This window comes from Pseudomonas sp. GW821-FHT09C10 (assembly GCF_059418085.1).
This window is the reverse complement of the sequence record NZ_JBWKPE010000010.1, coordinates 220,404-243,267: the sequence shown is the minus strand read 5'-3', so window position 1 is coordinate 243,267 and position 22,864 is coordinate 220,404. Positions and strand designations below refer to the sequence as shown.

Here is a 22,864-nt window from a genome sequence, read left to right as displayed (position 1 = left end):
TTTACGCCTCATCATAAAAAGGGAACCGCAATGAGCTTGATCATTTCCATGGCCGCCTTCGCCCTGGCCACGTCCATCACGCCGGGACCGGTCAACGTGGTCGCCCTGAGTTCAGGCGCGCGCTTCGGTTTTGTCGCCAGCCAGAAGCATGTGTTCGGCGCTGCCGTTGGCTTTACCTTGCTGTTGGTGCTGATCGGCCTGGGACTGCACGAGGTGCTGGTGCGCTGGCCCATCCTGACCCAGTTGATCCAGTGGGGCGGGGTGGCGTTCCTGCTGTACATGGCCTGGAAACTGGCGGTGGATAACGGCCAGCTCGACGCGGATGGCAGCGCGACGGCGCCATCCATGCTCTACGGCGCCATCATGCAGTGGCTCAACCCCAAGGCCTGGCTGGCCTGTGTGGCGGGCATGGGCCTGTTTGTGGCCGACGGCGATGGGCGGCAAGTCTGGCTGTTTGCCAGTCTCTACCTGGTGATCTGCTACCTGTCGGTGGCGTGCTGGGCCTATGCCGGGACCTTTCTACGCCGTTACCTGGACAATCCCCAAGGCGTGCGCCTGTTCAACCGCTCGATGGCCGCGTTGCTGGTGGCCAGTGTGGGTTATTTGCTGATGGCTTGAGCACCTCGCGGTATTGCCCCGGGGTGGCGGCGAAATGCTGCTTGAAGGTGCGCTGGAAGTGCGCCTGGTCGGCAAAGCCCGCGGCGAGCGCCACGTCGGCGATCAACTCGCCCTTGCGCAGCTGAGTGCGGGCAAACTGGATGCGCTGGTTGACCAGGAACGCGTGGGGCGTCAGCCCGTAGTACTGCTTGAAGGCGCGGATCAGGTACGACGGCGACAGTTCGGCCGCCTGGCAGATGTCTTCGAGTTTCAACGCCTCGGTGCAGTGCGCACGGATGTATTCGGCGGCCCGCTCCAGCTTGTGGTTGACCTCGCGCATCGGTGTGGGTGAAGGGTTCAGGCGCTGCTGGACTTCGCTGAAGTAACTCACCAGCGCACTCTGCTTTTGCAGCAATTCGGCCTGCTCGTTCACCAGCATCCGGTACAACGCCAGCAAACCGCTGTACAGCAGCGGGTCACGGGTATGCGGCGTATTGAACGGGCGATAACCCTGGTCGGTGCTGAAGCCCAATTGGTACTGCAGCTCGGTCAGCCAGGGCGTGTCGAGGTACAGCATATGATAGGACCAGGGCTGGTCGTGGATAGGGTTGCAGGCATGCACATCGCCGGGGTTCATCAACACCACGGTGCCGGCGCTGATCTGGAATGTATCGGCGCCGTAATGGTAATAGCTGCGCCCGGTGGTGATCGCGCCGATGGAGAAATGCTCATGGGCGTGACGGGTGTAAGTGACCTTGCGCCCGTCGGCGATGGTGCGCGCTTCGATGAACGGCAGGCGCTCGTCGCGCCAGAAGCGCGGTGCGGCGGGGAAAGGGGTGGGCGGTGTCATGGGCGCGACTCCAGGGCAGTCAAGATCAGAAACGGATCGTTGCACAGACCCTGGCGTTTGGGTAGCCGATGACTTAATAGGGTTTCAGATTGTGCAAACGCTCGTTTCGGCGTTTGTTGATCATCAGGACCATTTCCACATTGTTGAGGTGCTGCGTGGACTCGCTCAGATCCCGGTGGTTACTGAGCAGGCATTGGTCAACGACCATCCTGGCAATCGCTTCGAGTCGTGCCGATTGCCAGGACTTCGGTATGGGGGCGGGGTCACCCTGGGTATCCGTTATGAGGGTGGCGTCCAGGGGATGGAGCAGGACCTGCGAACTGGCGCCCGCCACGGGTTCGGAACCGGTGAGATAAGCACTCCAATCGATCTGCAACTGAACAGGGCCTGGAGCGACCGTGTCATTCAGCAGGCCGGATGGCGGGTTGGCCAGCTGCGTGATCAGCATCTGCCTGGGAAGCACTTGCAGCAGGTAGCGATCCCGCTGGTAGCGAACACGCAACAGGCATCCAAAATGTGCGGTGATCATCGTGTCCCGGACAGAGGGAGATGGTTTGCGCAGCAGGTACAGTTCGATGTTTCCCTGCTCCAGGCTGACGCGCTTGGGCAGCGGCAGGCAGGACAGCAGGTAGGCAATGTACACGATATAGCTCTCACGTAGGGATTCGAGCGCGGCGTGGAAGTTTTCATCAGCGTTGTGGTCCTTGAGCGTTCTCAAGGGGGGCGAAAACCTGTTGACCAGTACCTGTGGCTGAATCGCCCTCCAGCGTTCCATGTGCTTTAACTCACCGGCCAGATACAGTTCGGCCAGGGAAAAGGAAATATCCTGGGTGCTGACTTGCGGATAGCGAATACCGGGCGGAAGGAAGGGCGCCGGCATGAACACGGTTTTGTCCAGGTGAGCGTTATCCGGATAGACCTCACGCAGGTACCTCAATGCCGCCTCCTTCTGATCCGGATAGGGAGTGTGCAGCGAGCCGAAGGCATCGTTGAGGGTGCGCTTCTGTTTCTCATAGGTGCGCACGGCGAGCTCGCCTTTAAAGGGCAGGTCCGTGTCCGTCGTATCCAATACGCCATTGGCACGCGCCCAGTCGAGGACGGGATCGACCGTAGGAGGCAGCGCCCAGAATTCCCGGTTGAGCGTCGTGGCAGGGTTATGGACCAGAGTCATGATGTTCTCAAGTGTCATGTACCGGCTGGCGCCAGGGGTTTTCAGCTCGATGAAATCAACGAACTGCTTGAACACGACCCAGTTCTGGTTACACAGGTAAGGCAAAGTTTCGGGGATGTTGCGCACCAGCAATTGTGGCGCGCTGCCACTGAGCAGCAAATGCGCGGCCAATGGGGCGCCCTCCAGAAGGGTCTGGTGCAGGAGGGCTTCCAGATTGCTGCGCACCAGTGCGCAGTTGTCACCCCAGTAGTAATCGGTGTCGATGGCCAGCCCGCCGACCAGGTTGCGTTGTGTGCCGGCCTGTTCGTCCAGGCTCAGAATCAGTGCGCTGAGCAGCAGTGTCTGCCGGCGCTGTTGCGGTGTTGTACCGTGCAGTGCGGCATCGGACCAGATGACGAGGGTGTTCAGGCGCTCGACCAATAGCTGGCTGCGCGGGCTCTGCACCATCTGGTTCAGCAGCATGTCCGCTTCGGCGCGGATCCTGGGGGCGCTTTTGCCCGCCCAACAAGGTTCGCCGAGCCACTTGAACAGGGGCGCTCCCTGCGCCTGTGCAAACGCCTGTTGCGCTTCGTATACCTGTCGGCGTTGTGTGCTGGATAAGGTCAGCAATGACGGCTGCGGCTGGCCCAGGCCCTGCCAGTAGTTGCCCAGCCGGGGTGTCGCAGCCCTGACGGCCCTCAGGTAGTGCGCTGCCTGTTGGGCCTGGTCCGCTGTCTTCACTTCGGGCATGCGCAGGAATTTCATCAACTGCTTGAGGGTGGCCTTCATATCGCTGCGCAGCTCGCCGCCCAAGCGTTTGGCCAGCTCCTGCAAGAGCGTGAGATAGTGCTTGAGCGCTGGACTGGAGACGATATCGTCCGTGAGGTTTCTGCGCCTGCCGTCCCTGTCGTCCGCGCCTACATACCCCTCTTCAGTCAGCAGGACCAGCGCCTTTTCGTCGTCGATACCGCGTTTCACGCAAATGGCGACAAATGACCTGTGCTTGATCATCATCAGCAGTTTTTCGGCGCTCTCCTCCAGCAACTGGTAGAACATCGAGTCAGTGTCCAGCTCGACCGTATCGTCGAGCTCAACCTTTTCATCGGGTTGTTTGCCAGCGCTGACGCGCTCCAGCTCTGTCTGCAGCCGATTGAAGTTATTCAGGGCGCTCAGGCTGTTTTGTTTGCGCTTGAGCCATTGCGCATCCTGGGCCGCTTCACTGCAGTACGGCTGCCCAGGCACGGATGACTGGCGCAGGCGCGTGATCAGGGCGTGCACATCGCTGGCCTGGAGGGGGACCTCGATGGCGTAGAAGTGCATGAGCTCTGCCAGGCTCAGGCTGTTATTGGAGGCTACCTGTTCTCCCAGCAACGATGCATATTGCGCCAGTCGAATCAGCCGACCCGCCACTGGCGCACCACCCAGGTGTGTACGCAGGCTGATGCTGATCCCCTGGAGCTCTGCGGATGAGGCCCGCAGGGAATGATCCTCGCCGGAATAAATAAAGTATTCATCGGGACCCAGCGCAGTCGGGAACGTCTGCGTGAACTCGATCGAATTGATCACGCTCTGCAGTAATTGCGCGGCTTCTTTCAAGGTGTGGGCTACGAAAGAGTCAGACCTCAGCGTGAGGCGCTGGCGGTAAGCGAGGTAGCTGTCATGGGGTTCATCCGCGGCTGCCGCGCTGGCCATGCATTGCTCGAGGTTATCGGCCAGTTGCAGCAAATCCAGGTGCTGGGCGTGCATTTCATGACGTGTCGCCGACTGCGCGCGGCCATTGTCACCCATCGTTGGAAAGGCATGGTAGGCCTGCAGCTCATCGACAATCATCCGTGCCTGGATCTGGTTTTTGGGCAACGTGTAGCCGTAGAACGCCAGCGTCAATTCGAGTGGCAACTCAAACGTACTGTGGCCGTTTGGCAAGTCGATATAGGGCACGCCCAGTTGGTTGGGATCAATGATCTCGCAGATGCCCAGGATCGGCGCGGACACTTCCAGCCAACCTGGGTCGTCATGAAGATGAAAGGCCCTGGAAGTCAGTTGGTCCTCGTGAATGACATTGGCGTGCAGGGAGCTTCCCATGACCTTGATGCTTCGATACTCCAGGTGCTGCGCGTCGGCCCATGCCAGGAACACGCTCTGGTTGATAGCCTTGCCGAACAGCACCATCCATTGGCCAAGCCTGGAATTGCGGTCGACCGCGATCAACGCGGGAGGCCCCAGCAGCGTCCAATTGTGCGGTACGGCAGGTGACAGCAGTGCAACCAGGCTGTTGATCAGCTTCAGATCATCCTGGGTGGCAAACAAGACGGGGCTGGCAGGCAGTGGCTCGGTCGCCGCAGCGGCAATCAGCGGGGCAAATTCGTACATGAATGAAGTTCCGTTTCAAGGTTGCCCAAGAAAACGCTCTTGAGCGGAGCTTCATGGTCGAGGGTTTTTACCTGCGCTTGATAGCCTGCGTCATCCCGAGTTGCTGTAGGTCGAGTAGGCGGCCACGGTGATCCAATGGCGAGGCATGCCCACGCAGGAGGTGGGCGTGCTCATCGCTCAGAGGCGCTCCGGGCAGGGCACCAGAAAGGCCGCTTCCAGCAGTTGACGCGTATACCCATGCTGCGGATCAGCGAAAATCGCTCGCGCATCGCCCTGTTCCACCACCTGCCCGTGCTTGACCACCATCAACTGGTGACTGAGCGCCTTCACCACCGCCAGGTCATGGCTGATAAACAGGTAGGTCAGGTTGTACTTGGCCTGCAGGCTGCGCAGCAATTCCACCACTTGCCGTTGCACGGTGCGATCCAGCGCCGAGGTCGGTTCGTCCAGCAGGATCAGGCGCGGCTTGAGCACCAGTGCGCGGGCGATGGCGATGCGTTGGCGTTGGCCGCCGGAGAACTCATGGGGGTAGCGATGACGGGATTCAGGGTCCAGGCCCACCTCCTTGAGCGCCGCGATAATCGCCGCTTCCTGCTCGGCCGCTGTGCCCATCCTGTGGATGCGCAGGCCTTCGCCGACGATCTCGCTGACGCACATGCGTGGGCTCAGGCTGCCGAACGGGTCCTGGAACACCACCTGCATTTCCCGGCGCAACGGGCGCACCTGTTGCTGGGTCAGCGTGTCCAGTTGCTGGCCTTCGAAACGAATCCCGCCCTTGCTGGCAATCAAGCGCAAAATCGCCAGGCCCAGGGTGGATTTGCCCGAGCCGCTTTCGCCGACGATGCCCAGGGTCTGGCCCTGGGGCAGGCTGAAGTTGATCCCGTCCACCGCCTTGACGTAATCGACGGTGTTGCGCAAGAAGCCCTTCTTGATCGGGAACCAGACTTTCAGGTCATCGACTTCCAGCAACGGCGGGCCGACTTCGTTGCTGGCCGGGCCACCGCTGGGTTCCGCCGCCAGCAATTCCTGGGTGTAAGGGTGTTGGGGCGACTGGAACAACGTCTCACACTCGGCCTGCTCGACGATGCCGCCTTGCTGCATCACGCACACGCGGTGAGCAATGCGCCGCACCAGGTTCAAGTCGTGGCTGATCAACAGCAAGGCCATGCCCAAACGCGCCTGCAACTCCTTGAGCAGTTCCAGGATCTTCAGCTGCACGGTGACGTCGAGGGCCGTGGTCGGCTCATCCGCGATCAACAACTCCGGCTCATTGGCCAGGGCCATGGCGATCATCACCCGCTGGCGCTGGCCGCCGGACAATTCGTGGGGCAGGGCCTTGAGCCGTTTGTGCGGCTCGGGGATGCCCACCAGTTCCAGCAGTTCCAGGGTGCGCCGGGTCGCGACCTTGCCGGTCAGCCCCTTGTGCAGGCCGAGCACTTCGTTGATCTGCTTCTCGATGCAGTGCAGCGGATTCAACGACGTCATCGGCTCCTGGAAGATCATCGCGATGCGGTTCCCGCGAATATGCCGCAGGGTCTTTTCCTTGAGGGTCAGCAGGTCCTGGCCGGAATAGGTGATGGTGCCGGACGGATGCCGGGCCAGCGGGTAGGGCAGCAGGCGCAGGATCGAGTGGGCGGTCACCGATTTGCCTGAGCCGCTTTCGCCAACCAGGGCCAGGGTTTCGCCGCGCTTGATATCGAAGCTGACGTTGTTGACCACACGGTGGTGATGCTCGCCCGTGACGAACTCGACGGAGAGGTCGCGGATTTCGATCAGATTGTCCTGATTCATCTCATTTCCTCGGGTCGAAGGCATCGCGAGCGGACTCGCCGATAAACACCAGCAAACTCAACATGATCGCCAGCACGGCAAACGCGCTCATGCCCAGCCACGGTGCCTGCAGGTTGGATTTGCCCTGGGCCACCAGTTCGCCCAGGGACGGCGAACCGGCCGGCAGGCCAAAGCCGAGGAAGTCCAGGGCGGTCAGGGTGCCGATGGCGCCAGTGAGGATAAATGGCATGAAGGTCATGGTCGAGACCATGGCATTGGGCAGGATATGGCGGAACATGATCGCGCCGTTCTGCATCCCCAGTGCCCGCGCCGCACGCACGTATTCGAGGTTACGCCCGCGCAGGAACTCGGCGCGCACCACGTCCACCAGGCTCATCCAGGAAAACAGCAGCATGATCCCCAGCAGCCACCAGAAGTTCGGCTGCACGAAGCTGGCGAGGATGATCAGCAGGTACAGCACCGGCAAGCCCGACCAGATTTCCAGGAAACGCTGCCCGGCCAGGTCGACCCAGCCGCCATAGAAACCCTGCAAGGCGCCGGCGATCACGCCGATGATCGAACTCAGCACGGTCAGGGTGAGGGCAAACAGCACCGACACACGGAAGCCATAGATCACCCGCGCGAGCACATCGCGGCCCTGGTCATCGGTACCCAGCAGGTTGACGCGCGAAGGCGGCGCGGGGGCCGGTACCTTCAAGTCGTAGTTGATGCTCTGGTAGCTGAACGGGATCGGCGCCCACAAGGTCCAGGCGTCCTTGGCCTTGAGCAGTTCCTGGATATATGGGCTCTTGTAGTTGGCTTCCAGGGGGAATTCGCCGCCGAAGGTGGTTTCCGGGTAGCGCTTGAGCGCCGGGAAATACCAGTCGCCGTCGTAGTGCACCGCCAGTGGCTTGTCGTTGGCGATCAGCTCCGCGCCCAGGCTCAGCCCGAACAGGATCAGGAACAGCCACAGCGACCACCAGCCACGCTTGTTGGCCTTGAACCGCTCGAACCGGCGGCGATTGAGGGGGGACAGGTTCATCTCAATGCTCCCGGCTGGCGAAGTCGATACGCGGATCGACCAGGGTGTAGGTGAGGTCGCCGATCAGTTTCACCACCAGCCCCAGCAGGGTGAAGATAAACAGCGTGCCGAACACCACCGGGTAGTCGCGGTTGATCGCCGCTTCAAAGCTCATCAGGCCCAGGCCGTCGAGGGAGAAGATCACTTCTACCAGCAACGAGCCGGTGAAGAAAATCCCGATGAACGCCGACGGGAAGCCGGCGATCACCAGCAGCATCGCGTTACGGAACACATGGCCGTAGAGCACCCGGTGGTTGGTCAGGCCCTTGGCCTTGGCGGTGATCACGTATTGCTTGTTGATCTCGTCGAGAAAGCTGTTCTTGGTCAGCAGGGTCATGGTCGCGAAGTTGCCGATCACCAGCGCGGTGATGGGCAGCGCCAGGTGCCAGAAGTAGTCGAGCACCTTGCCGCCCCAGCTCAACTCATCGAAGTTGTTGGACGTGAGCCCACGCAAGGGGAACCAGTCGAAGTAACTGCCGCCGGCAAACACCACGATCAGCAGGATCGCAAACAGGAACGCCGGGATCGCATAGCCGACGATGATTGCCGAACTGGTCCATACATCGAAGTGGCTGCCGTGGCGTGTGGCCTTGGCGATCCCCAGGGGGATCGACACCAGGTACATGATCAGCGTGCTCCATAACCCCAGGGAGATGGACACCGGCATCTTTTCCTTGATCAGGTCGATCACCTTGGCGTCACGGAAGAAGCTGTCGCCGAAATCCAGCCGGGCGTAGTTCTTGACCATGATCCACAAGCGTTCCGGCGCCGACTTGTCGAAGCCGTACATCTTTTCGATTTCCTTGATCAACGCCGGGTCCAGGCCCTGGGCGCCACGGTAGCTGCTGGAACCGGCCACCGAGACTTCGGCGCCGCCGCCGGCAATGCGGCTGGTGGCGCCTTCAAAGCCCTCGAGCTTGGCGATCATCTGCTCCACCGGCCCCCCGGGGGCGGCCTGGATAATGATGAAGTTGATCAGCAGGATCCCGAACAGCGTCGGGATGATCAGCAACAGGCGGCGAACAATATAGGCCAGCATTTAATCGCCTCCGCTCGCCGCATCGGCGCTCGTGTCGGTAGCCGTTTCCAGGGTGACGGCAGGTTTTACGTTGGGCTTTGCCCACCAGGTGGCGGTGCCCACATCATAGCGTGGCGGGGTTTTCGGATGGCCGAGGTGGTCCCAGTACGCCACGCGGAAGGTCTTGATGTGCCAATTGGGGATCACGTAGTAACCGAACTGCAGCACACGGTCCAGGGCCCTGGCATGGGCGATCAGGCTGTTGCGCGAGTCGGCGTCGATCAGTTCTTCCACCAACTGGTCGACCGCCGGGTCCTTGAGGCCCATGTAGTTGCGGCTGCCGGGCTTGTCGGCACTGGAAGACTTCCAGAATTCCCGCTGTTCGTTACCCGGCGAAGTGGATTGTGGGAAGCTGCCCACCATCATGTCGAAGTCCCGGGAACGTACACGGTTGACGAACTGCGAAACGTCCACCCGGCGGATCACCAGGTCGATGCCCAGGTCTGCCAGGTTGCGTTTGAACGGCAGCAGGATGCGCTCGAACTCGGTCTGGGCCAGCAGGAACTCGATGGTCACCGGTTTGCCCGTGGTGTCGACCATCTTGTCGTCGACGATGCGCCAGCCGGCCTCCTGCAGCAATTGATAGGCCTCGCGTTGCTGGGTGCGGATCATGCCGCTGCCGTCGGTTTTGGCCGGCTCGAAGGCCTGGGTGAAGACTTCGGCGGGGATCTTGTCGCGCAGGGGTTCGAGGATTTTCAGCTCATCCGGGCCGGGCAGGCCGGTGGCGGCCATTTCGGAGTTTTCGAAGTAGCTGCGGGTGCGGGTGTAGGCACCGTTGAACAGCTGTTTGTTGCTCCACTCGAAGTCCAGCAACAGGCTGATGGCCTTGCGCACACGCACATCCTGGAACATCGGCTTGCGCGTATTGAACACAAAACCCTGCATGCCGGTGGGATTGCCGTTGGGGATTTCTTCCTTGATCAACCGGCCCTCGGTCACGGCCGGAATGTTGTAGGCATTGGCCCAGTTCTTGGCGCTGAATTCCAGCCAGTAGTCGAACTGCCCGGCCTTCAATGCCTCCAGGGACACGGTGCTGTCGCGGTAGTAGTCGGTGATGCGGTTGTCGAAATTGTAGAAACCCTTGGTGATCGGCAGGTCCTTGGCCCAGTAGTCCTTGACCCGCTCGTAGCGGATCATGCGCCCGGCCTTGACCTCGGCCACCTTGTACGGCCCGCTGCCCAGGGGCACCTCGAGGTTGCCCTTGGCGAAGTCCCGCGTGGCCCACCAATGCTTGGGCAGTACCGGCAGTTGCCCGAGGATCAGCGGCAATTCGCGGTTGTTGGTGCGCTTGAACTTGAACAGCACCCGCAGTGGGTCTTCGGCGACCACTTCATCCACATCGGCGTAGTAGGTGCGGTAGATCGGCGAGCCTTCCTTGATCAGTTCCTGGAAGGTGAACACCACGTCCTCGGCGCGGATCGGGTGGCCGTCGTGGAACCGCGCTTCGGGGCGCAGGTAGAAACGCACCCAGCTGTTGTCCGGGGCTTTTTCGATCTTGCCGGCGACCAGGCCGTATTCGGTGATCGGTTCGTCCAGGCTCTGCATGGCCAGGGTGTCGTAGATCAGGCTGATGTTGTCGGCCGGCACGCCCTTGCTGATAAACGGGTTGAGGCTGTCGAAGCCGCCCATGCTCGACTCGCGGAAGGTGCCGCCCTTGGGCGCGTCCGGGTTGACGTAGTCGAAGTGCTTGAAGTCGGCGGGGTATTTCGGCGGCTCGTTGTACAGCGTCAGTGCGTGTTGCGGGGCGGCGTGGGCCGTGGTGCACAGCAACAGGCTGCCGAGCAGTACGTTGCGCAAATACATCATTGGGCTTTCTCCGAAGCTTTCAGCCACCACGCGCTCAGGCCCAGGCTGTAGGGCGGCGTGGTGACAAAGGCGAACCGGTTGCGGTACGCCAGGCGATGATAGTTGAGGTACCAGTTGGGAATGCTGTAGTGCTGCCACAGCAGCACCCGGTCCAGGGCGCGACCGGCGGCCAGTTGTTCTTCGCGGGTCTGCGCCGCCAGCAGTTGTTCCAGCAGGTGGTCGACAACGGGGTTGGCGATGCCCGCATAGTTCTTGCTGCCCTTGATCGCAGCCTGGCTGGAGTGGAAGTACTGCCACTGTTCGAGGCCGGGGCTCAAGGTCTGGTTGAGGGTGATCAGGATCATGTCGAAATCGAATTGATCCAGGCGTTGCTTGTACTGAGCGCGGTCGACGGTGCGCAGGCGTGCGTCGATGCCGATGCTGATCAGGTTCTCGACATAGGGCTGCAGGATGCGCTCCAGGTTCGGGTTGACCAGCAGAATCTCGAAGCGCAGCGGTTGCCCGTCCTTGTTGAGCAGGCGTTGGCCCGATAGCTTCCAGCCGGCTTCGCCCAGCAGCGCCAGGGCGTGGCGCAGGGTTTCGCGGGGGATGCCGCGCCCGTCGGTCTGGGGCAGGCTGAAGGTTTGGGTAAACAGGTTGGGCGGCAGCTGGTCGCGGTAGGGGGAGAGCATCAGCCATTCATGGCCGGTTGGCACCCCGGTAGCAGCGAATTCGCTGTTGGGGTAATAGCTGAGCGTGCGTTTGTAGGCGCTGCTGAACAGGGTGCGGTTGGTCCACTCGAAGTCGAACATCAACCCCAGGGCTTCGCGCACCTTGGTCTGGCTGAAGGTCGGGCGCCGGGTGTTCATGAACAGGCCCTGGCTTTGGGTCGGGATCTGGTGGGCGATCTGCGCCTTGATCACTTCGCCACGGTTCACCGCCGGGAAGTTGTAGCCATTGGCCCAGTTCTTGGCCTGGTGCTCGATATAAATGTCGAACTCGCCGGCCTTGAACGCTTCGAAGGCCACATCGCTGTCGCGGTAGAACTCCACCTCGACCTTGTCGTAGTTATAGAAGCCCTGGTTGACCGGCAAGTCCTTGCCCCAGTAATCCTGGACCCGTTCGAACACCAGCTGGCGTCCAGGGGTGACCTTGCTGATACGGTACGGCCCGCTGCCCAGGGGCGGTTCGAAGGTGGTCGCCTTGAAGTCGCGGTTTTTCCAATAGTGCTGAGGCAATACCGGCAATTCGCCCAGGCGCAGGATCAGCAACGGGTTGCCGGCACGCTTGAACACAAAGCGGATGCGGTGAGGGTTGAGGATGTCCACCCGCGCCACTTCCTGCAGGTTGGTGCGGTACTGGGGGTGGCCTTCGGTCAGCAGGGTGCGATAGGAAAATGCCACGTCATAGGCCGTGATCGGCTTGCCATCGTGGAAGCGCGCCTGCGGACGCAGGTTGAATACGACCCAGCTGCGGTCCTCGCTGTATTCCACCGACTGGGCAATCAGCCCGTAGCTGGAGGTGGGCTCGTCGCCGGACGGCGCGTACTGACCGGTGCCGACCATCAACGGCTCATTCAGCTCATTGACGCCGTATTGCAGGAAGTTGGGGGTGGAAACCGGGCTTGAACCCTTGAACGTGTAGGGGTTGAGGGTATCGAAGGTGCCAAATGCCATGACCCGCAAGGTCCCGCCTTTCGGCGCTGCAGGGTTTACCCAATCGAAGTGGGTGAATTTGGCCGGGTACTTGAGCGTGCCGAACTGCGTGTAACCGTGGCTCTCGGTTATTGTCGCGTTCGCACCAAAGCTCAAGGCCAGACTTATTAGTAGAAGGAGGGGACGCTTCAAGTCAGGGATCCGATCCAGGCGGCTTGGGCTTTATGATCGGTACAGTAACAGCTTGTTCCGGATGGAAAAAGCCGGTTGGGAACACTGGAGATTCAGTGTGGGAGGGGGCTTGCCCCCGATATCGGTGGATCAGCCAATGAATCTGGTGGCTGACAAACTGCTATCGGGGGCAAGCCCCCTCCCACATTGGTTCTACAGTGTTCTTAAAACCTTAGCGCGGCCCAGACACTACAAGCATCTGCCCCGGCTTCAGCGCCTGGCCAGTACGGGGGTTCCAACGCTTGAGATGTTGCATCTCGACGTTGAAGCGCTTGGCGACGATGTACAGCGAGTCGCCTTTCTTGACCTTGTACTGCACCGGCTTCTTGCTGTCGGCCTTGGCCACCAGCTTGCGGGTGTCCTGCATCACCAGGGTCTGGCCGACCTTGAGGGCCTGGCCGTTGAGTTTGTTCCAGCGCTGCAGGTCATGCACATCGACCTTGTTCGCCTTGGCGATCAGCGTGAGGTTGTCGCCACTGCGCACCTTGTAGCTGCGGGTGCGGCCGGCCACCCGGGCGGTCTCGACTTCGTCGAACACCTGCTTTTTCGGGCGCATCGCCAGCAATTCTTCCGGCTTCATCGTCGAAAGGGTGCTGGTGAGCAATTGTGCCTTGGAGCTCGGCACCAGCAGGTGCTGCGGGCCATCCAGGGTGGTGCGTTGCTTGAGCGCCGGGTTGAGCTGGAACAGTTCGTCTTCGTCGATCTCGGCCAGCGCGGCAACCCGCGACAGGTCCATGCTTTGCTTGACTTCGACCACTTCGAAGTACGGTGTGTTGGCAATCGGGTTCAGGTTGACGCCATAGGCCTCGGGGGCCAGCACCACCTGGGACAGCGCCAGGAACTTGGGCACATAGTCCTTGGTTTCCTGGGGCAGGGGCAGGTTCCAGTAGTCGGTGGGCAGGCCGAGCTTCTCGTTGCGCTCGATGGCCCGGCTCACCGTGCCTTCGCCGGCGTTATAGGCGGCCAGGGCCAGCAGCCAGTCGCCGTTGAACATATCGTGCAGACGGGTCAGGTAGTCCAGGGCGGCGGTGGTGGAGGCGGTGATGTCGCGGCGGCCGTCGTAGGCGCGGGTCTGGCGCAGGTTGAAGTAGCGCCCGGTGGAGGGGATGAACTGCCACAGGCCGACGGCATCGCTGCGCGAATACGCCATCGGGTTGTAGGCACTTTCAATCACCGGCAGCAGCGCCAGCTCCAGGGGCATGTTGCGTTCTTCAAGGCGTTCGACGATGTAATGAATGTAGAGGCTGCCGCGTTCACCGGCGTTCTCCAGGAAGGACGGGTTGCTGGCGAACCACAGGCGCTGTTGCTCGATGCGCGGGTTGACGCCCACGTTGTCCTGCAATTGAAAGCCCCGGCGCATGCGTTCCCACACGTCCTGGGGGACTTCTGGAGCAGGTTTCTCTGAAAGCCAGATGACGGGTTTCTGCTTGATCTTGGCGGTAAGGTTAGGCTTGGGTTGCACGGTGGATTGTGCGGCGAAATTTGTCGATTGGCAGCCCGCCAGCGTGGCGGACACAGCCACCGCCACAGCTTGAGCCAGGCGGGTCAATGCGTCTGAATGGTTGGCTTTACGAATAGATGACGACATTGGCTGGAAGTAAGTTCCGGGCAAAAATGTCGGGCGATTCTAGAAAGCACTTTGGTTCCGGTCAACCATTCAGAAATTACGTATCAGATTGCGTCCCTTTAGAACTTATCTTTCCACGCCCTCAAGCTAGCAAATACCTCGGCCCCAGAGCGGTTGTCACGGCCATTCCGTTCGTCCGCTTTTTGTTTAACGGATGTTTCAGAGGTACGCAGGAAGGGGTTGGTGCGCTTTTCCAGGGCCAGGTTGGACGGCAGCGTCATCTCGCCGCGGGCCCGCAGCTGCCGGACGTTTTCCACCCGTTCGGAGATGTCGGCATTCTGCGGTTCCACCGCCTGGGCAAACTTGAGATTACTTTGTGTGTATTCGTGGGTGCAGTACACCAAGGTATCGGCGGGCAGGGCGGCCAGGCGCTCGAGGGAGGTGTGCATCTGTTCCGGCGTGCCTTCGAACAGGCGGCCACAACCGGCGGCGAACAGGGTGTCGCCACAGAACAGCACGCCCTGGTGGTAGAAGGCGATATGGCCCAGGGTGTGGCCGGGCACGGCATAGACGTCGAAGTCCCAGCCCAGCACGTTGATGCGGTCGTTATCCTGCAGCGCGATTTCCCGCGCCGGGATCGTCTCGTTGGCCGGACCATACACCTTGGCGTCGCTCACACCCTTGAGTTGCTCGACACCGCCGACATGGTCGTGGTGATGGTGGGTAATCAGGATGTCGCTGAGGGTCCACGTCGGGTTTTGCTTGAGCCAGGCCAGTACCGGCGCGGCATCGCCGGGATCGACCACGGCACAACGTTGGGTCTGCGGGTCCTGCAACAACCAGATGTAGTTATCGGTGAAGGCGGGCAGGGCACTGATCTGTATCATTCTTCGATTCGCCAAGCTGAACACATTGGTGCATCTTAGAACGTCTAGGCGAGTTGGAGAATGCAATGACTGATAAAGCGTTCGCCCAGGCCGATCCTGAGTGGCTGGCCCTGATCGGCGCAGCCCGTGAATGGCTGTCCGGGCCCATCGGGCAATTTCTGCTGGATGAAGAGCGGCGCATGCTCGAAGACGAGTTGGGTCGTTTCTTTGGCGGCTACCTGGTGCATTACGGTCCGTCGGCCCAGACCCCGCCCGCGGCGCCCCAGGTGCAACGCAATGTGCGCCTGGGCGCGCCGTTGCCGGGGGTGGAGATTGTCTGCGAAGAACAGGCCTGGCCATTGAGCGAGCACGCCGCCGATGTGGTGGTGTTGCAGCATGGCCTGGATTTCTGCCTGTCGCCCCACGGTCTGCTGCGTGAAGCGGCCAGCAGCGTGCGCCCTGGTGGCCATTTGCTGATTATCGGCATCAACCCTTGGAGCAGTTGGGGCCTGCGCCATGTGTTCGCCCATGATGGCCTGCGCCAGGCGCGCTGCATCTCGCCATCACGGGTCGGGGACTGGCTCAACCTGCTGGGCTTCGCGCTGGAGAAACGCCGCTTCGGGTGCTATCGTCCGCCGCTTGCCTCGGCCAAGTGGCAAGGCCGCCTGGCCGGTTGGGAACGTCGCGCGGGCGCCTGGCAACTGTCGGGTGGCGGCTTCTATTTATTGGTGGCGCGCAAGATCGTGGTCGGGCTGCGGCCAGTGCGCCAGGTGTTGCGCCAGCCCATGGGCAAACTGGTGCCGATGCCGATGGCCAAGGTCAACCGCAAGCAAAGCGAACCGTAGCACTTTTTTGATTTCAGACCTGCCCGTTTTGATGGATGTAACCGATGACCGATAGCGTAGAACTCTTCACCGATGGCGCCTGCAAGGGCAACCCCGGCCCCGGCGGCTGGGGCGCCTTGCTGGTGTGCAAGGGCGTAGAGAAGGAGTTGTGGGGCGGCGAAGCCAACACCACCAACAACCGCATGGAGCTGATGGGCGCCATTCGCGGCCTGGAAGAACTCAAGCGCCGCTGCAACGTGCTGCTGGTCACCGACTCGCAATACGTGATGAAAGGCATCAACGAGTGGATGGTCAACTGGAAGAAGCGCGGCTGGAAGACCGCGGCCAAGGAGCCGGTCAAGAACGCCGACCTGTGGCAATTGCTCGATGAGCAATGCAACCGCCATGACATCACCTGGAAATGGGTGCGCGGGCACATCGGCCATCCGGGTAACGAGCGCGCCGACCAGCTTGCCAATAGAGGTGTGGACGAAGTGCGGGGCTACAAGCAGAGCTGATGCTGGCTGACGTGTTAACATCGCGCTCCTTGACCCACACCACACTGCACACCACACCGTTGAGAGCTGAACCCTGATGGCGATCCGATCTGTTGTACTCGATACCGAAACCACCGGCATGCCGGTGACCGACGGCCACCGGATCATTGAAATCGGCTGTGTCGAACTCATGGGTCGGCGCCTCACCGGTCGTCACTTCCACGTCTACCTGCAACCGGACCGCGACAGTGACGAAGGCGCCATCGGCGTCCACGGCATCACCGACGAGTTTCTCAAGGGCAAGCCGCGTTTCGCCGAAGTGGCCGATGAGTTCTTCGAGTTCATCAACGGCGCCCAGTTGATCATCCATAACGCGGCGTTCGACGTCGGCTTCATCAATAACGAATTTGCCCTGATGGGGCAGATGGATCGCGCGGACATTTCCCAGCACTGCTCGATCCTCGACACCCTGATGATGGCCCGTGAGCGTCACCCGGGCCAGCGCAACAGCCTCGATGCCTTGTGCAAGCGTTATGGCGTCGACAACTCCGGCCGTGAACTCCACGGCGCCTTGCTCGACTCCGAGATTCTCGCCGACGTTTACCTGACCATGACCGGCGGGCAGACCAGCCTGTCCCTGGCCGGCAACGCCTCCGACGGCAGTGGCTCGGCGGAAGGCTCGGGCAACCGCCCTTCGGAAATCCGCCGCCTGCCGGCCGATCGCAAGCCCACCACTATCATTCGCGCCAGCGAGCAGGATCTGGCCGAGCATGCGGCGCGGTTGGAGGCTATTGCCAAGTCGGCGGGTGCGCCGGCGTTGTGGACCCAGTTAACACAACAATAGCCCTGCGTAGGTATGATCAAAATGTGGGAGGGGGCTTGCCCCCGAAGCGGTGTATCAGCCAATCAAATATGAGCTGGCATACCGTCATCGGGAGCAAGCCCCCTCCCAGGGTTGACCTCCATTGCTTTCAGAATCTTCATTCGCGTCATCGTCCCCGAGCTTCTACCCTTGAGTGCATAGCCCTCAGGACTACACGCCCTCATGTACAAAGACCTGAAGTTCCCCGTGCTTATCGTGCACCGCGACATCAAGGCCGACACCGTTGCCGGCGACCGGGTTCGGGGCATCGCCCGGGAGTTGGAACAAGAGGGCTTCAGTATCTTTTCCGCCGTGGACTACGCCGAAGGCCGGCTGGTGGCGTCGACCCATCACGGCCTGGCGTGCATGCTGATCGCGGCCGAAGGCGCCGGTGAGAATACCCACCTGCTGCAAAACATGGTCGAGCTGATCCGCCTGGCGCGCCTGCGAGCGCCGAACCTGCCGATCTTTGCCCTGGGCGAGCAGGTCACCCTGGAAAACGCCCCGGCCGATGCCATGAGCGAACTCAACCAGCTGCGCGGCATTCTCTACCTGTTTGAAGACACCGTACCGTTTCTCGCCCGCCAGGTGGCCCGTGCTGCCCGCACTTACCTGGATGGCCTGCTGCCGCCATTCTTCAAGGCGCTGGTGCAACACACCGCCGACTCCAACTATTCCTGGCACACCCCCGGCCATGGCGGTGGCGTGGCCTATCGCAAAAGTCCGGTGGGGCAGGCGTTTCATCAGTTCTTCGGGGAGAACACCCTGCGCTCGGACTTGTCGGTCTCGGTGCCCGAGCTGGGCTCGCTGCTGGATCACACCGGGCCCCTGGCCGAAGCCGAAGCCCGTGCCGCGCGCAACTTCGGCGCCGACCATACCTTTTTCGTGATCAACGGCACGTCCACCGCCAACAAGATCGTCTGGCACTCCATGGTCGGGCGCGATGACCTGGTGCTGGTGGACCGCAACTGCCACAAGTCGGTGTTGCATTCGATCATCATGACCGGTGCCATCCCGCTGTACCTGTGCCCGGAGCGCAACGAACTGGGCATCATCGGTCCGATCCCCCTGAGCGAGTTCAGCCCGGAATCGATCCGCGCCAAGATCGATGCCAGTCCCTTGACCTGCGGCCGCCCCCCCAAGGTGAAGCTGGCCGTGGTCACCAACTCCACCTACGACGGCCTGTGCTACAACGCCGAGCTGATCAAGCAGCAATTGGGCAGCAGTGTCGAGGTGCTGCACTTCGACGAAGCCTGGTATGCCTACGCGGCGTTCCACGAGTTCTTTGCCGGCCGTTACGGCATGGGCACCTCCCGTACCCCGGACAGCCCGCTGGTGTTCACCACCCACTCCACCCACAAGCTGCTGGCGGCGTTCAGCCAGGCCTCGATGATCCATGTGCAGGACGGCGGCGCGCGCCAACTGGACCGCGACCGTTTCAATGAAGCCTTCATGATGCACATCTCCACGTCGCCGCAGTACAGCATCATCGCCTCCCTGGACGTCGCCTCGGCGATGATGGAGGGCCCGGCCGGGCGCTCGCTGCTGCAGGAAATGTTCGACGAGGCCCTGAGTTTTCGCCGCGCCCTGGCCAACCTGCGTCAACACATTGCCGCCGAAGACTGGTGGTTCTCCATCTGGCAGCCGCCGTCGGTGGCGGGCATCGACCGCGTGGCCACCGCGGATTGGCTGTTGCAGCCGCAGGATGACTGGCACGGCTTTGGTGACGTGGTCGAAGACTACGTGCTGCTGGACCCGATCAAAGTGACCCTGGTGATGCCCGGCCTCACGGCAGGCGGTGCCTTGAGCGAGCATGGGATTCCCGCCGCGGTGGTCAGCAAATTCCTCTGGGAGCGTGGGCTGGTGGTGGAAAAGACCGGGCTGTATTCGTTCCTCGTGTTGTTTTCCATGGGCATCACCAAGGGCAAATGGAGTACCTTGCTCACCGAGTTGCTGGAGTTCAAGCGCAGTTACGACGCGAATGTCAGCCTCGCCAGTTGTTTGCCATCGGTGTTTGCCCAGGGTCCGGCGCGTTATCAAGGCCTGGGTTTGCGCGACCTGTGCGATCAATTGCACGGCTGTTACCGCAGCAACGCCACCGCCAGGCACCTCAAGCGCATGTACACGGTGTTGCCGGAAATCGCGATGAAACCCGCCGATGCCTACGACCAATTGGTAAGGGGCGAAGTGGAGGCCGTGTCCATTGATGCCTTGCCAGGACGCATTGCAGCCGTGATGCTGGTGCCTTATCCACCGGGCATTCCGTTGATCATGCCGGGCGAGCGCTTTACCGAGTCGACCCGGTCGATCATTGACTACCTGGCGTTTGCCCGGACGTTCGATAGCAGTTTTCCCGGTTTTGTTGCCGATGTTCACGGGTTACAACACGAAGACGACGGCAGTGGTCGTTGTTACACCGTCGATTGCATCAAGGGTTAAGGATGTTTATGCAAGCTGTAATGAACCCGAAGTATCCAGGGCTCAGTGTGCGGGTCGCCGACGAGGGCTTCGACGCCTACGTGTGGGGCAATGATTTCAGCTTTGAGGTCAGTGCCTATGGCGTGCCGGAGATGGGCAGGCGGGTCGATCAATGGCCCGTGGAGCGCATCGTGCCGTACCGCAAGTGCTATGGCATCGACCCGGAAGAATTCGCCAGTTTTCGCGATGCGCCGGACAGTGCGATCTTCATGGCCTACCTGGATGATCGTGCGGTCGGGCATATCGTGGTCAGCACCAATTGGAACGGCTTTGCCCACGTTGACGAACTGGCGGTGGCCTTGCCTGCCCGTCGGCACGGGGTGGCCAAGGCGCTGCTGGATGTGGCGCAGTTCTGGAGCCGCAAGAAAAACCTGCCGGGCATGATGCTGGAGACCCAGAACAACAACCTGGGTGCCTGCCGTCTGTATGAGCGTTGCGGCTACGTGATGGGCGGGATCGACCACCTGCGCTATCGCGGCATCGACCCGCAAACCCGTGAAGTGGCGATTTTCTGGTATCGGTTGTTCAAGACCGACGCCGAGCGGCGTTAACTTTCCAGCAGGCCCTGGGCCTTTTGCGTGACGATCTCCAGCAACGCATTCAGCGCAGGCGAGGTCACGCCATCCTTGAGTGTCAGCGCATACAGGCTGACCAGGATCGGCGGCGACACCGGGCATGTATCCAGGCCCGCCTCGCGTGCACCAAACGCAGTGAACGGGTCGACAATCGCCAGGCCTTCGCCGGCTTCCACCATGCTGCGCATCATCTGATAGGTCTGCACCCGCGTCTGCACCACCGGCACCGGGCGCAAGGCTTGCAGCTTGGCGTCCAACAGGCGGCTGAGCGGGTCGTGTCCTTCGAGCCCGATCATCGCTTGCCCGGCCAGGTCCTGCAGCGCAATGTACTTCTGCTTGGGCTTGAGCCAGCCGTGGGGCGCCAGCAATTGCAATTTGCCTTGGGCCAGCACCGTGCTGTGGATTTGCGGGTGTTCCGGGTCATGCAGGCTCAGGCCCACCTCGGCCTCGTGCAGCAACAGGCTGCGCACGATTTCCCGGGTTGGCTGGCTCGACAGGTTGCACGGCGTGTCCTGGAAGCGTCGGCGCAGCAGCGCGATGCTCTGGGGCAGCAGTTGATTGGCCAGGGGCGGCGTGCACAAGGCGCGCAGGGTGGGGGCGTGATGGTGTTTCAAGCGGCTGGCCAGGCGTTGCACCGGTTCCAGGGCTTCGTACACATGGGCGATTTCTGCCTGCAACTCCAGGGTTTCCCGTGTCGCCTGCAAACGCCCGCGCACACTGGCAAACAGCATGAAGCCCAATTGCCGCTCGGCCTCCTTGAGGGCCGCGTCGACATCGCCCACGGGAAGTTGCAGCCATTCGGCGGCGGTGCCGAGGTGTCCGGTCTGCAGGATGGCCTGAATCACTTCGATATGACGTAAACGCATGGCCGGAGTCTATGTGCAGCGCCGTGGGGATTCAATGGTGCATGCCGTCGTGCGCAAAAAAGACGGTGTGGGTCGTGTACATCGCTGGCGTTCAGCCAGGACCTCACTAGAATGGCGAGTCTGATCATCAACGACCAATGCCGATTACCGGCACATACAACAAAAACAGGTCTGGTCTCATATGCCTCTGCCCTCGACATTTCTCGGGGTAACGGTCAAGCAACTGCTGGTCCTGGTGACCGTAGGGTGCGTGGCTGCTTATCTCTTCAGCAATCACGAAGAATCAGCCCCGGAAAACCTCACGCTTGAGGCATTTATCCGTGCCCAGGAGCAAGTCGCCGCGCAGGTCGGCACGGTGCTGGGCATGACGCAGGTCAAGCAGGTGGTGGCGTATCCGGGGTACAACTCGCCGGGCTACAGGCGGGTGATGTACGCGGTGGAAGGCGAGCGGGGCCGGTTGATGGTGACGCTCAAGCAAGTGGACGGTGAGTCGGGGCTTGAAGTGACGGAAATTCGCAACCCGTGACCGCCCGGCCCAGTCGATGCCGTCAACGGCCGGGACTGAGCAGGTACGCCTGGGCGATCAAGCTTATGAGGCGAGGACGGTCTGCGATTCGCGGACGATAATGGTCCCCGACTGAATCAGCTTGAACTCATCGCCTTCGAGTTTTTCTACCCGGTCGCCAATGGCCAGCTTGTAGGTGGTGGTGGGTGCCGAGCCAGCCAGGTCGCCTTGCGCCGGGTTGGATTCCTGGAACTCATGCACCGAATACACGCGTCCTTCTGCGTCTCTGGCATGAAACTGTCCGACTAGTACTGCTGCCATCTGTTTAGAACCTCTGGAGATAAACACTCAATTCGCGGTGCTGTAGACCGTCATAAAGAGGGGGAGTTTACCTATTGAAAAAAAATACTATTCGCTGACATTTTCAGACTGTTCCTACGCATCAAATCGCGGGCCAAACGTCTGGAGGATTATCAAAACCTTCTGGTGAACGCACTGCGAAGCCTTTATAACTACAAGCTCCCTTAGTCAGACGTCGAGAAACCCAATGAGCAAGGTCTATACGATTGCCGTCCTGGTTGGCAGCCTGAGAAAAGACTCGATCAACCGCAAGGTCGCCCTGGCACTGGCCGAACTGGCCCCCGCCAACCTGAAGTTGAACATTGTGGAAATTGGCGATTTGCCGCTCTACAACGAGGACATCGACGGGGCATCACCGCCCGCAGCCTACAGTACTTTCCGTCAGCAGGTACGTTCATCCGACGCGGTGTTGTTTGTGACACCGGAGTACAACCGCTCCGTCCCCGCGCCGTTGAAGAATGCGATTGACGTCGGCTCCCGTCCTTATGGCCAAAGCGCCTGGAGCGGCAAGCCGGGGGCGATCATCAGCGTATCGCCGGGCGCCGTTGGCGGTTTTGGCGCCAACCACCATCTGCGCCAGTCCCTGGTGTTCCTCGATGTGGCATGCATGCAGCAGCCGGAAGCCTACCTGGGCGGAGCGGGCAGCGTGTTCGATGACGCCGGCAAGGTGTCGGAAAAGACCAGGCCGTTCCTGCAGGCATTTATTGATGCCTACGGCAAATGGGTAGAAAAACAGACAGCTTGAATCGGCGCCCATTGTCCACTGTGGGAGAGGGCAAGCCCTGACGCCAGTCAGTTAAGCCTGACGCCGGTCAGTCAAGGATGAACACTGTAAATGTGGTGAGCGGGCTTGCCCCGCGCTGGGCTGCGTAGCAGCCCTAAAACACAGTCCAGGAC

At 61.2% G+C, this 22,864-nt stretch carries 19 protein-coding genes; 8 read left to right on the top strand and 11 right to left on the bottom strand.

The features are described 5' to 3' along the window. Positions 1-30: 30 nt before the first annotated feature. Positions 31-618, top strand: a complete 588-nt coding sequence (locus AC07OT_RS20040; protein WP_495101631.1) for a LysE family translocator — start codon at positions 31-33, stop codon at positions 616-618. Here AC07OT_RS20040 and AC07OT_RS20035 read toward each other — a convergent pair. The 9 genes from AC07OT_RS20035 to gloB all read right to left on the bottom strand — a co-directional run bounded on the left by AC07OT_RS20035 (position 560) and on the right by gloB (position 15,021). Beyond that, positions 560-1,447 carry a helix-turn-helix domain-containing protein gene (locus AC07OT_RS20035; RefSeq protein WP_495108871.1) on the bottom strand — a complete coding sequence of 296 codons (888 nt, stop codon included), beginning with the start codon at positions 1,445-1,447 and terminating at the stop codon, positions 560-562. The two genes, AC07OT_RS20040 and AC07OT_RS20035, sit on opposite strands and share 59 nt — an antisense overlap. Positions 1,448-1,520: 73 nt before the next feature. Next, positions 1,521-4,967 carry a hypothetical protein gene (locus tag AC07OT_RS20030; protein WP_495108870.1) on the bottom strand — a complete coding sequence of 1,149 codons (3,447 nt, stop codon included), beginning with the start codon at positions 4,965-4,967 and terminating at the stop codon, positions 1,521-1,523. Between the two features lie 177 nt (positions 4,968-5,144). After that, entirely contained in the window at positions 5,145-6,758 is a 1,614-nt protein-coding gene (locus AC07OT_RS20025; protein ID WP_495108869.1) for an ABC transporter ATP-binding protein, read from the bottom strand. Between the two features lies 1 nt (position 6,759). Further along, a complete protein-coding gene (locus AC07OT_RS20020; RefSeq protein ID WP_027606501.1) occupies positions 6,760-7,779 on the bottom strand; it encodes an ABC transporter permease in 1,020 nt (339 codons plus the stop codon). A 1-nt stretch (position 7,780) separates the two neighbouring features. Continuing rightward, positions 7,781-8,857 carry a microcin C ABC transporter permease YejB gene (locus tag AC07OT_RS20015; RefSeq protein WP_027606500.1) on the bottom strand — a complete coding sequence of 359 codons (1,077 nt, stop codon included), beginning with the start codon at positions 8,855-8,857 and terminating at the stop codon, positions 7,781-7,783. Continuing rightward, positions 8,858-10,702 carry an extracellular solute-binding protein gene (locus AC07OT_RS20010; RefSeq protein WP_495108868.1) on the bottom strand — a complete coding sequence of 615 codons (1,845 nt, stop codon included), beginning with the start codon at positions 10,700-10,702 and terminating at the stop codon, positions 8,858-8,860. It lies immediately after the preceding gene. Then, positions 10,699-12,528 carry an extracellular solute-binding protein gene (locus AC07OT_RS20005; RefSeq protein WP_495108867.1) on the bottom strand — a complete coding sequence of 610 codons (1,830 nt, stop codon included), beginning with the start codon at positions 12,526-12,528 and terminating at the stop codon, positions 10,699-10,701. Before AC07OT_RS20005 ends, AC07OT_RS20010 begins: the two co-directional genes overlap by 4 nt. 211 nt (positions 12,529-12,739) lie before the next feature. Further along, entirely contained in the window at positions 12,740-14,155 is a 1,416-nt protein-coding gene (locus AC07OT_RS20000; RefSeq protein ID WP_495108866.1) for a transglycosylase SLT domain-containing protein, read from the bottom strand. Positions 14,156-14,253: 98 nt separating this feature from the next. After that, positions 14,254-15,021 carry a hydroxyacylglutathione hydrolase gene (gene gloB / locus AC07OT_RS19995; RefSeq protein ID WP_495108865.1) on the bottom strand — a complete coding sequence of 256 codons (768 nt, stop codon included), beginning with the start codon at positions 15,019-15,021 and terminating at the stop codon, positions 14,254-14,256. A gap of 65 nt (positions 15,022-15,086) precedes the next feature. Between gloB and AC07OT_RS19990 the strand changes: the two genes are divergently transcribed. The 5 genes from AC07OT_RS19990 (at position 15,087) to AC07OT_RS19970 (ending at position 20,212) form a co-directional block, all read left to right on the top strand. Next, the gene (locus AC07OT_RS19990; protein WP_053134936.1) at positions 15,087-15,845 is read left to right on the top strand and encodes a class I SAM-dependent methyltransferase; all 759 of its coding nucleotides are present in this window, start codon (positions 15,087-15,089) and stop codon (positions 15,843-15,845) included. Between the two features lie 44 nt (positions 15,846-15,889). Next, positions 15,890-16,342 (top strand): ribonuclease HI, encoded by a 453-nt coding sequence (gene rnhA, locus AC07OT_RS19985; RefSeq protein WP_003173571.1) that lies wholly within the window; start codon positions 15,890-15,892, stop codon positions 16,340-16,342. An 82-nt stretch (positions 16,343-16,424) separates the two neighbouring features. Next, complete coding sequence (dnaQ, locus tag AC07OT_RS19980; RefSeq protein ID WP_177327732.1) at positions 16,425-17,165, top strand: DNA polymerase III subunit epsilon; 741 nt, start codon at positions 16,425-16,427, stop codon at positions 17,163-17,165. Between the two features lie 201 nt (positions 17,166-17,366). Next, entirely contained in the window at positions 17,367-19,622 is a 2,256-nt protein-coding gene (locus AC07OT_RS19975; protein ID WP_495108864.1) for an Orn/Lys/Arg family decarboxylase, read from the top strand. A gap of 20 nt (positions 19,623-19,642) precedes the next feature. Further along, positions 19,643-20,212, top strand: coding sequence for a GNAT family N-acetyltransferase (locus tag AC07OT_RS19970; RefSeq protein ID WP_027606492.1), 570 nt, complete (start codon positions 19,643-19,645; stop codon positions 20,210-20,212). Here AC07OT_RS19970 and AC07OT_RS19965 read toward each other — a convergent pair. After that, positions 20,209-21,102 (bottom strand): LysR substrate-binding domain-containing protein, encoded by an 894-nt coding sequence (locus AC07OT_RS19965; protein ID WP_495108863.1) that lies wholly within the window; start codon positions 21,100-21,102, stop codon positions 20,209-20,211. The two genes, AC07OT_RS19970 and AC07OT_RS19965, sit on opposite strands and share 4 nt — an antisense overlap. 181 nt (positions 21,103-21,283) lie before the next feature. Between AC07OT_RS19965 and AC07OT_RS19960 the strand changes: the two genes are divergently transcribed. Next, positions 21,284-21,628, top strand: coding sequence for a hypothetical protein (locus AC07OT_RS19960; protein WP_495108862.1), 345 nt, complete (start codon positions 21,284-21,286; stop codon positions 21,626-21,628). 63 nt (positions 21,629-21,691) lie between these two features. On the opposite strand, the gene AC07OT_RS19955 is transcribed toward AC07OT_RS19960, so the two are convergent. Further along, positions 21,692-21,928: a hypothetical protein gene (locus AC07OT_RS19955; protein ID WP_065927911.1), complete on the bottom strand. Its 237-nt coding sequence runs from the start codon at positions 21,926-21,928 to the stop codon at positions 21,692-21,694. A gap of 226 nt (positions 21,929-22,154) precedes the next feature. On the opposite strand from AC07OT_RS19955, the gene AC07OT_RS19950 reads away from it, so the two are divergent. After that, positions 22,155-22,712 (top strand): NADPH-dependent FMN reductase, encoded by a 558-nt coding sequence (locus tag AC07OT_RS19950; protein ID WP_495108861.1) that lies wholly within the window; start codon positions 22,155-22,157, stop codon positions 22,710-22,712. Positions 22,713-22,864 lie beyond the last annotated feature (152 nt).

Excerpts from the sequence above, each read along its gene's own strand:
- gloB (WP_495108865.1), bottom strand. The coding sequence starts at position 15,021 with ATGATACAGATCAGTGCCCTGCCCGCCTTCACCGATAACTACATCTGG.
- AC07OT_RS19960 (WP_495108862.1), top strand. The coding sequence starts at position 21,284 with ATGCCTCTGCCCTCGACATTTCTCGGGGTAACGGTCAAGCAACTGCTG.
- AC07OT_RS19975 (WP_495108864.1), top strand. The coding sequence starts at position 17,367 with ATGTACAAAGACCTGAAGTTCCCCGTGCTTATCGTGCACCGCGACATC.
- AC07OT_RS19950 (WP_495108861.1), top strand. The coding sequence starts at position 22,155 with ATGAGCAAGGTCTATACGATTGCCGTCCTGGTTGGCAGCCTGAGAAAA.
- AC07OT_RS19965 (WP_495108863.1), bottom strand. The coding sequence starts at position 21,102 with ATGCGTTTACGTCATATCGAAGTGATTCAGGCCATCCTGCAGACCGGA.
- AC07OT_RS20010 (WP_495108868.1), bottom strand. The coding sequence starts at position 10,702 with ATGATGTATTTGCGCAACGTACTGCTCGGCAGCCTGTTGCTGTGCACC.
- AC07OT_RS20025 (WP_495108869.1), bottom strand. The coding sequence starts at position 6,758 with ATGAATCAGGACAATCTGATCGAAATCCGCGACCTCTCCGTCGAGTTC.
- AC07OT_RS19955 (WP_065927911.1), bottom strand. The coding sequence starts at position 21,928 with ATGGCAGCAGTACTAGTCGGACAGTTTCATGCCAGAGACGCAGAAGGA.
- AC07OT_RS20020 (WP_027606501.1), bottom strand. The coding sequence starts at position 7,779 with ATGAACCTGTCCCCCCTCAATCGCCGCCGGTTCGAGCGGTTCAAGGCC.
- AC07OT_RS20015 (WP_027606500.1), bottom strand. The coding sequence starts at position 8,857 with ATGCTGGCCTATATTGTTCGCCGCCTGTTGCTGATCATCCCGACGCTG.
- AC07OT_RS20035 (WP_495108871.1), bottom strand. The coding sequence starts at position 1,447 with ATGACACCGCCCACCCCTTTCCCCGCCGCACCGCGCTTCTGGCGCGAC.
- rnhA (WP_003173571.1), top strand. The coding sequence starts at position 15,890 with ATGACCGATAGCGTAGAACTCTTCACCGATGGCGCCTGCAAGGGCAAC.
- AC07OT_RS20030 (WP_495108870.1), bottom strand. The coding sequence starts at position 4,967 with ATGTACGAATTTGCCCCGCTGATTGCCGCTGCGGCGACCGAGCCACTG.
- AC07OT_RS19970 (WP_027606492.1), top strand. The coding sequence starts at position 19,643 with ATGAACCCGAAGTATCCAGGGCTCAGTGTGCGGGTCGCCGACGAGGGC.
- AC07OT_RS20040 (WP_495101631.1), top strand. The coding sequence starts at position 31 with ATGAGCTTGATCATTTCCATGGCCGCCTTCGCCCTGGCCACGTCCATC.
- AC07OT_RS20000 (WP_495108866.1), bottom strand. The coding sequence starts at position 14,155 with ATGTCGTCATCTATTCGTAAAGCCAACCATTCAGACGCATTGACCCGC.
- AC07OT_RS19990 (WP_053134936.1), top strand. The coding sequence starts at position 15,087 with ATGACTGATAAAGCGTTCGCCCAGGCCGATCCTGAGTGGCTGGCCCTG.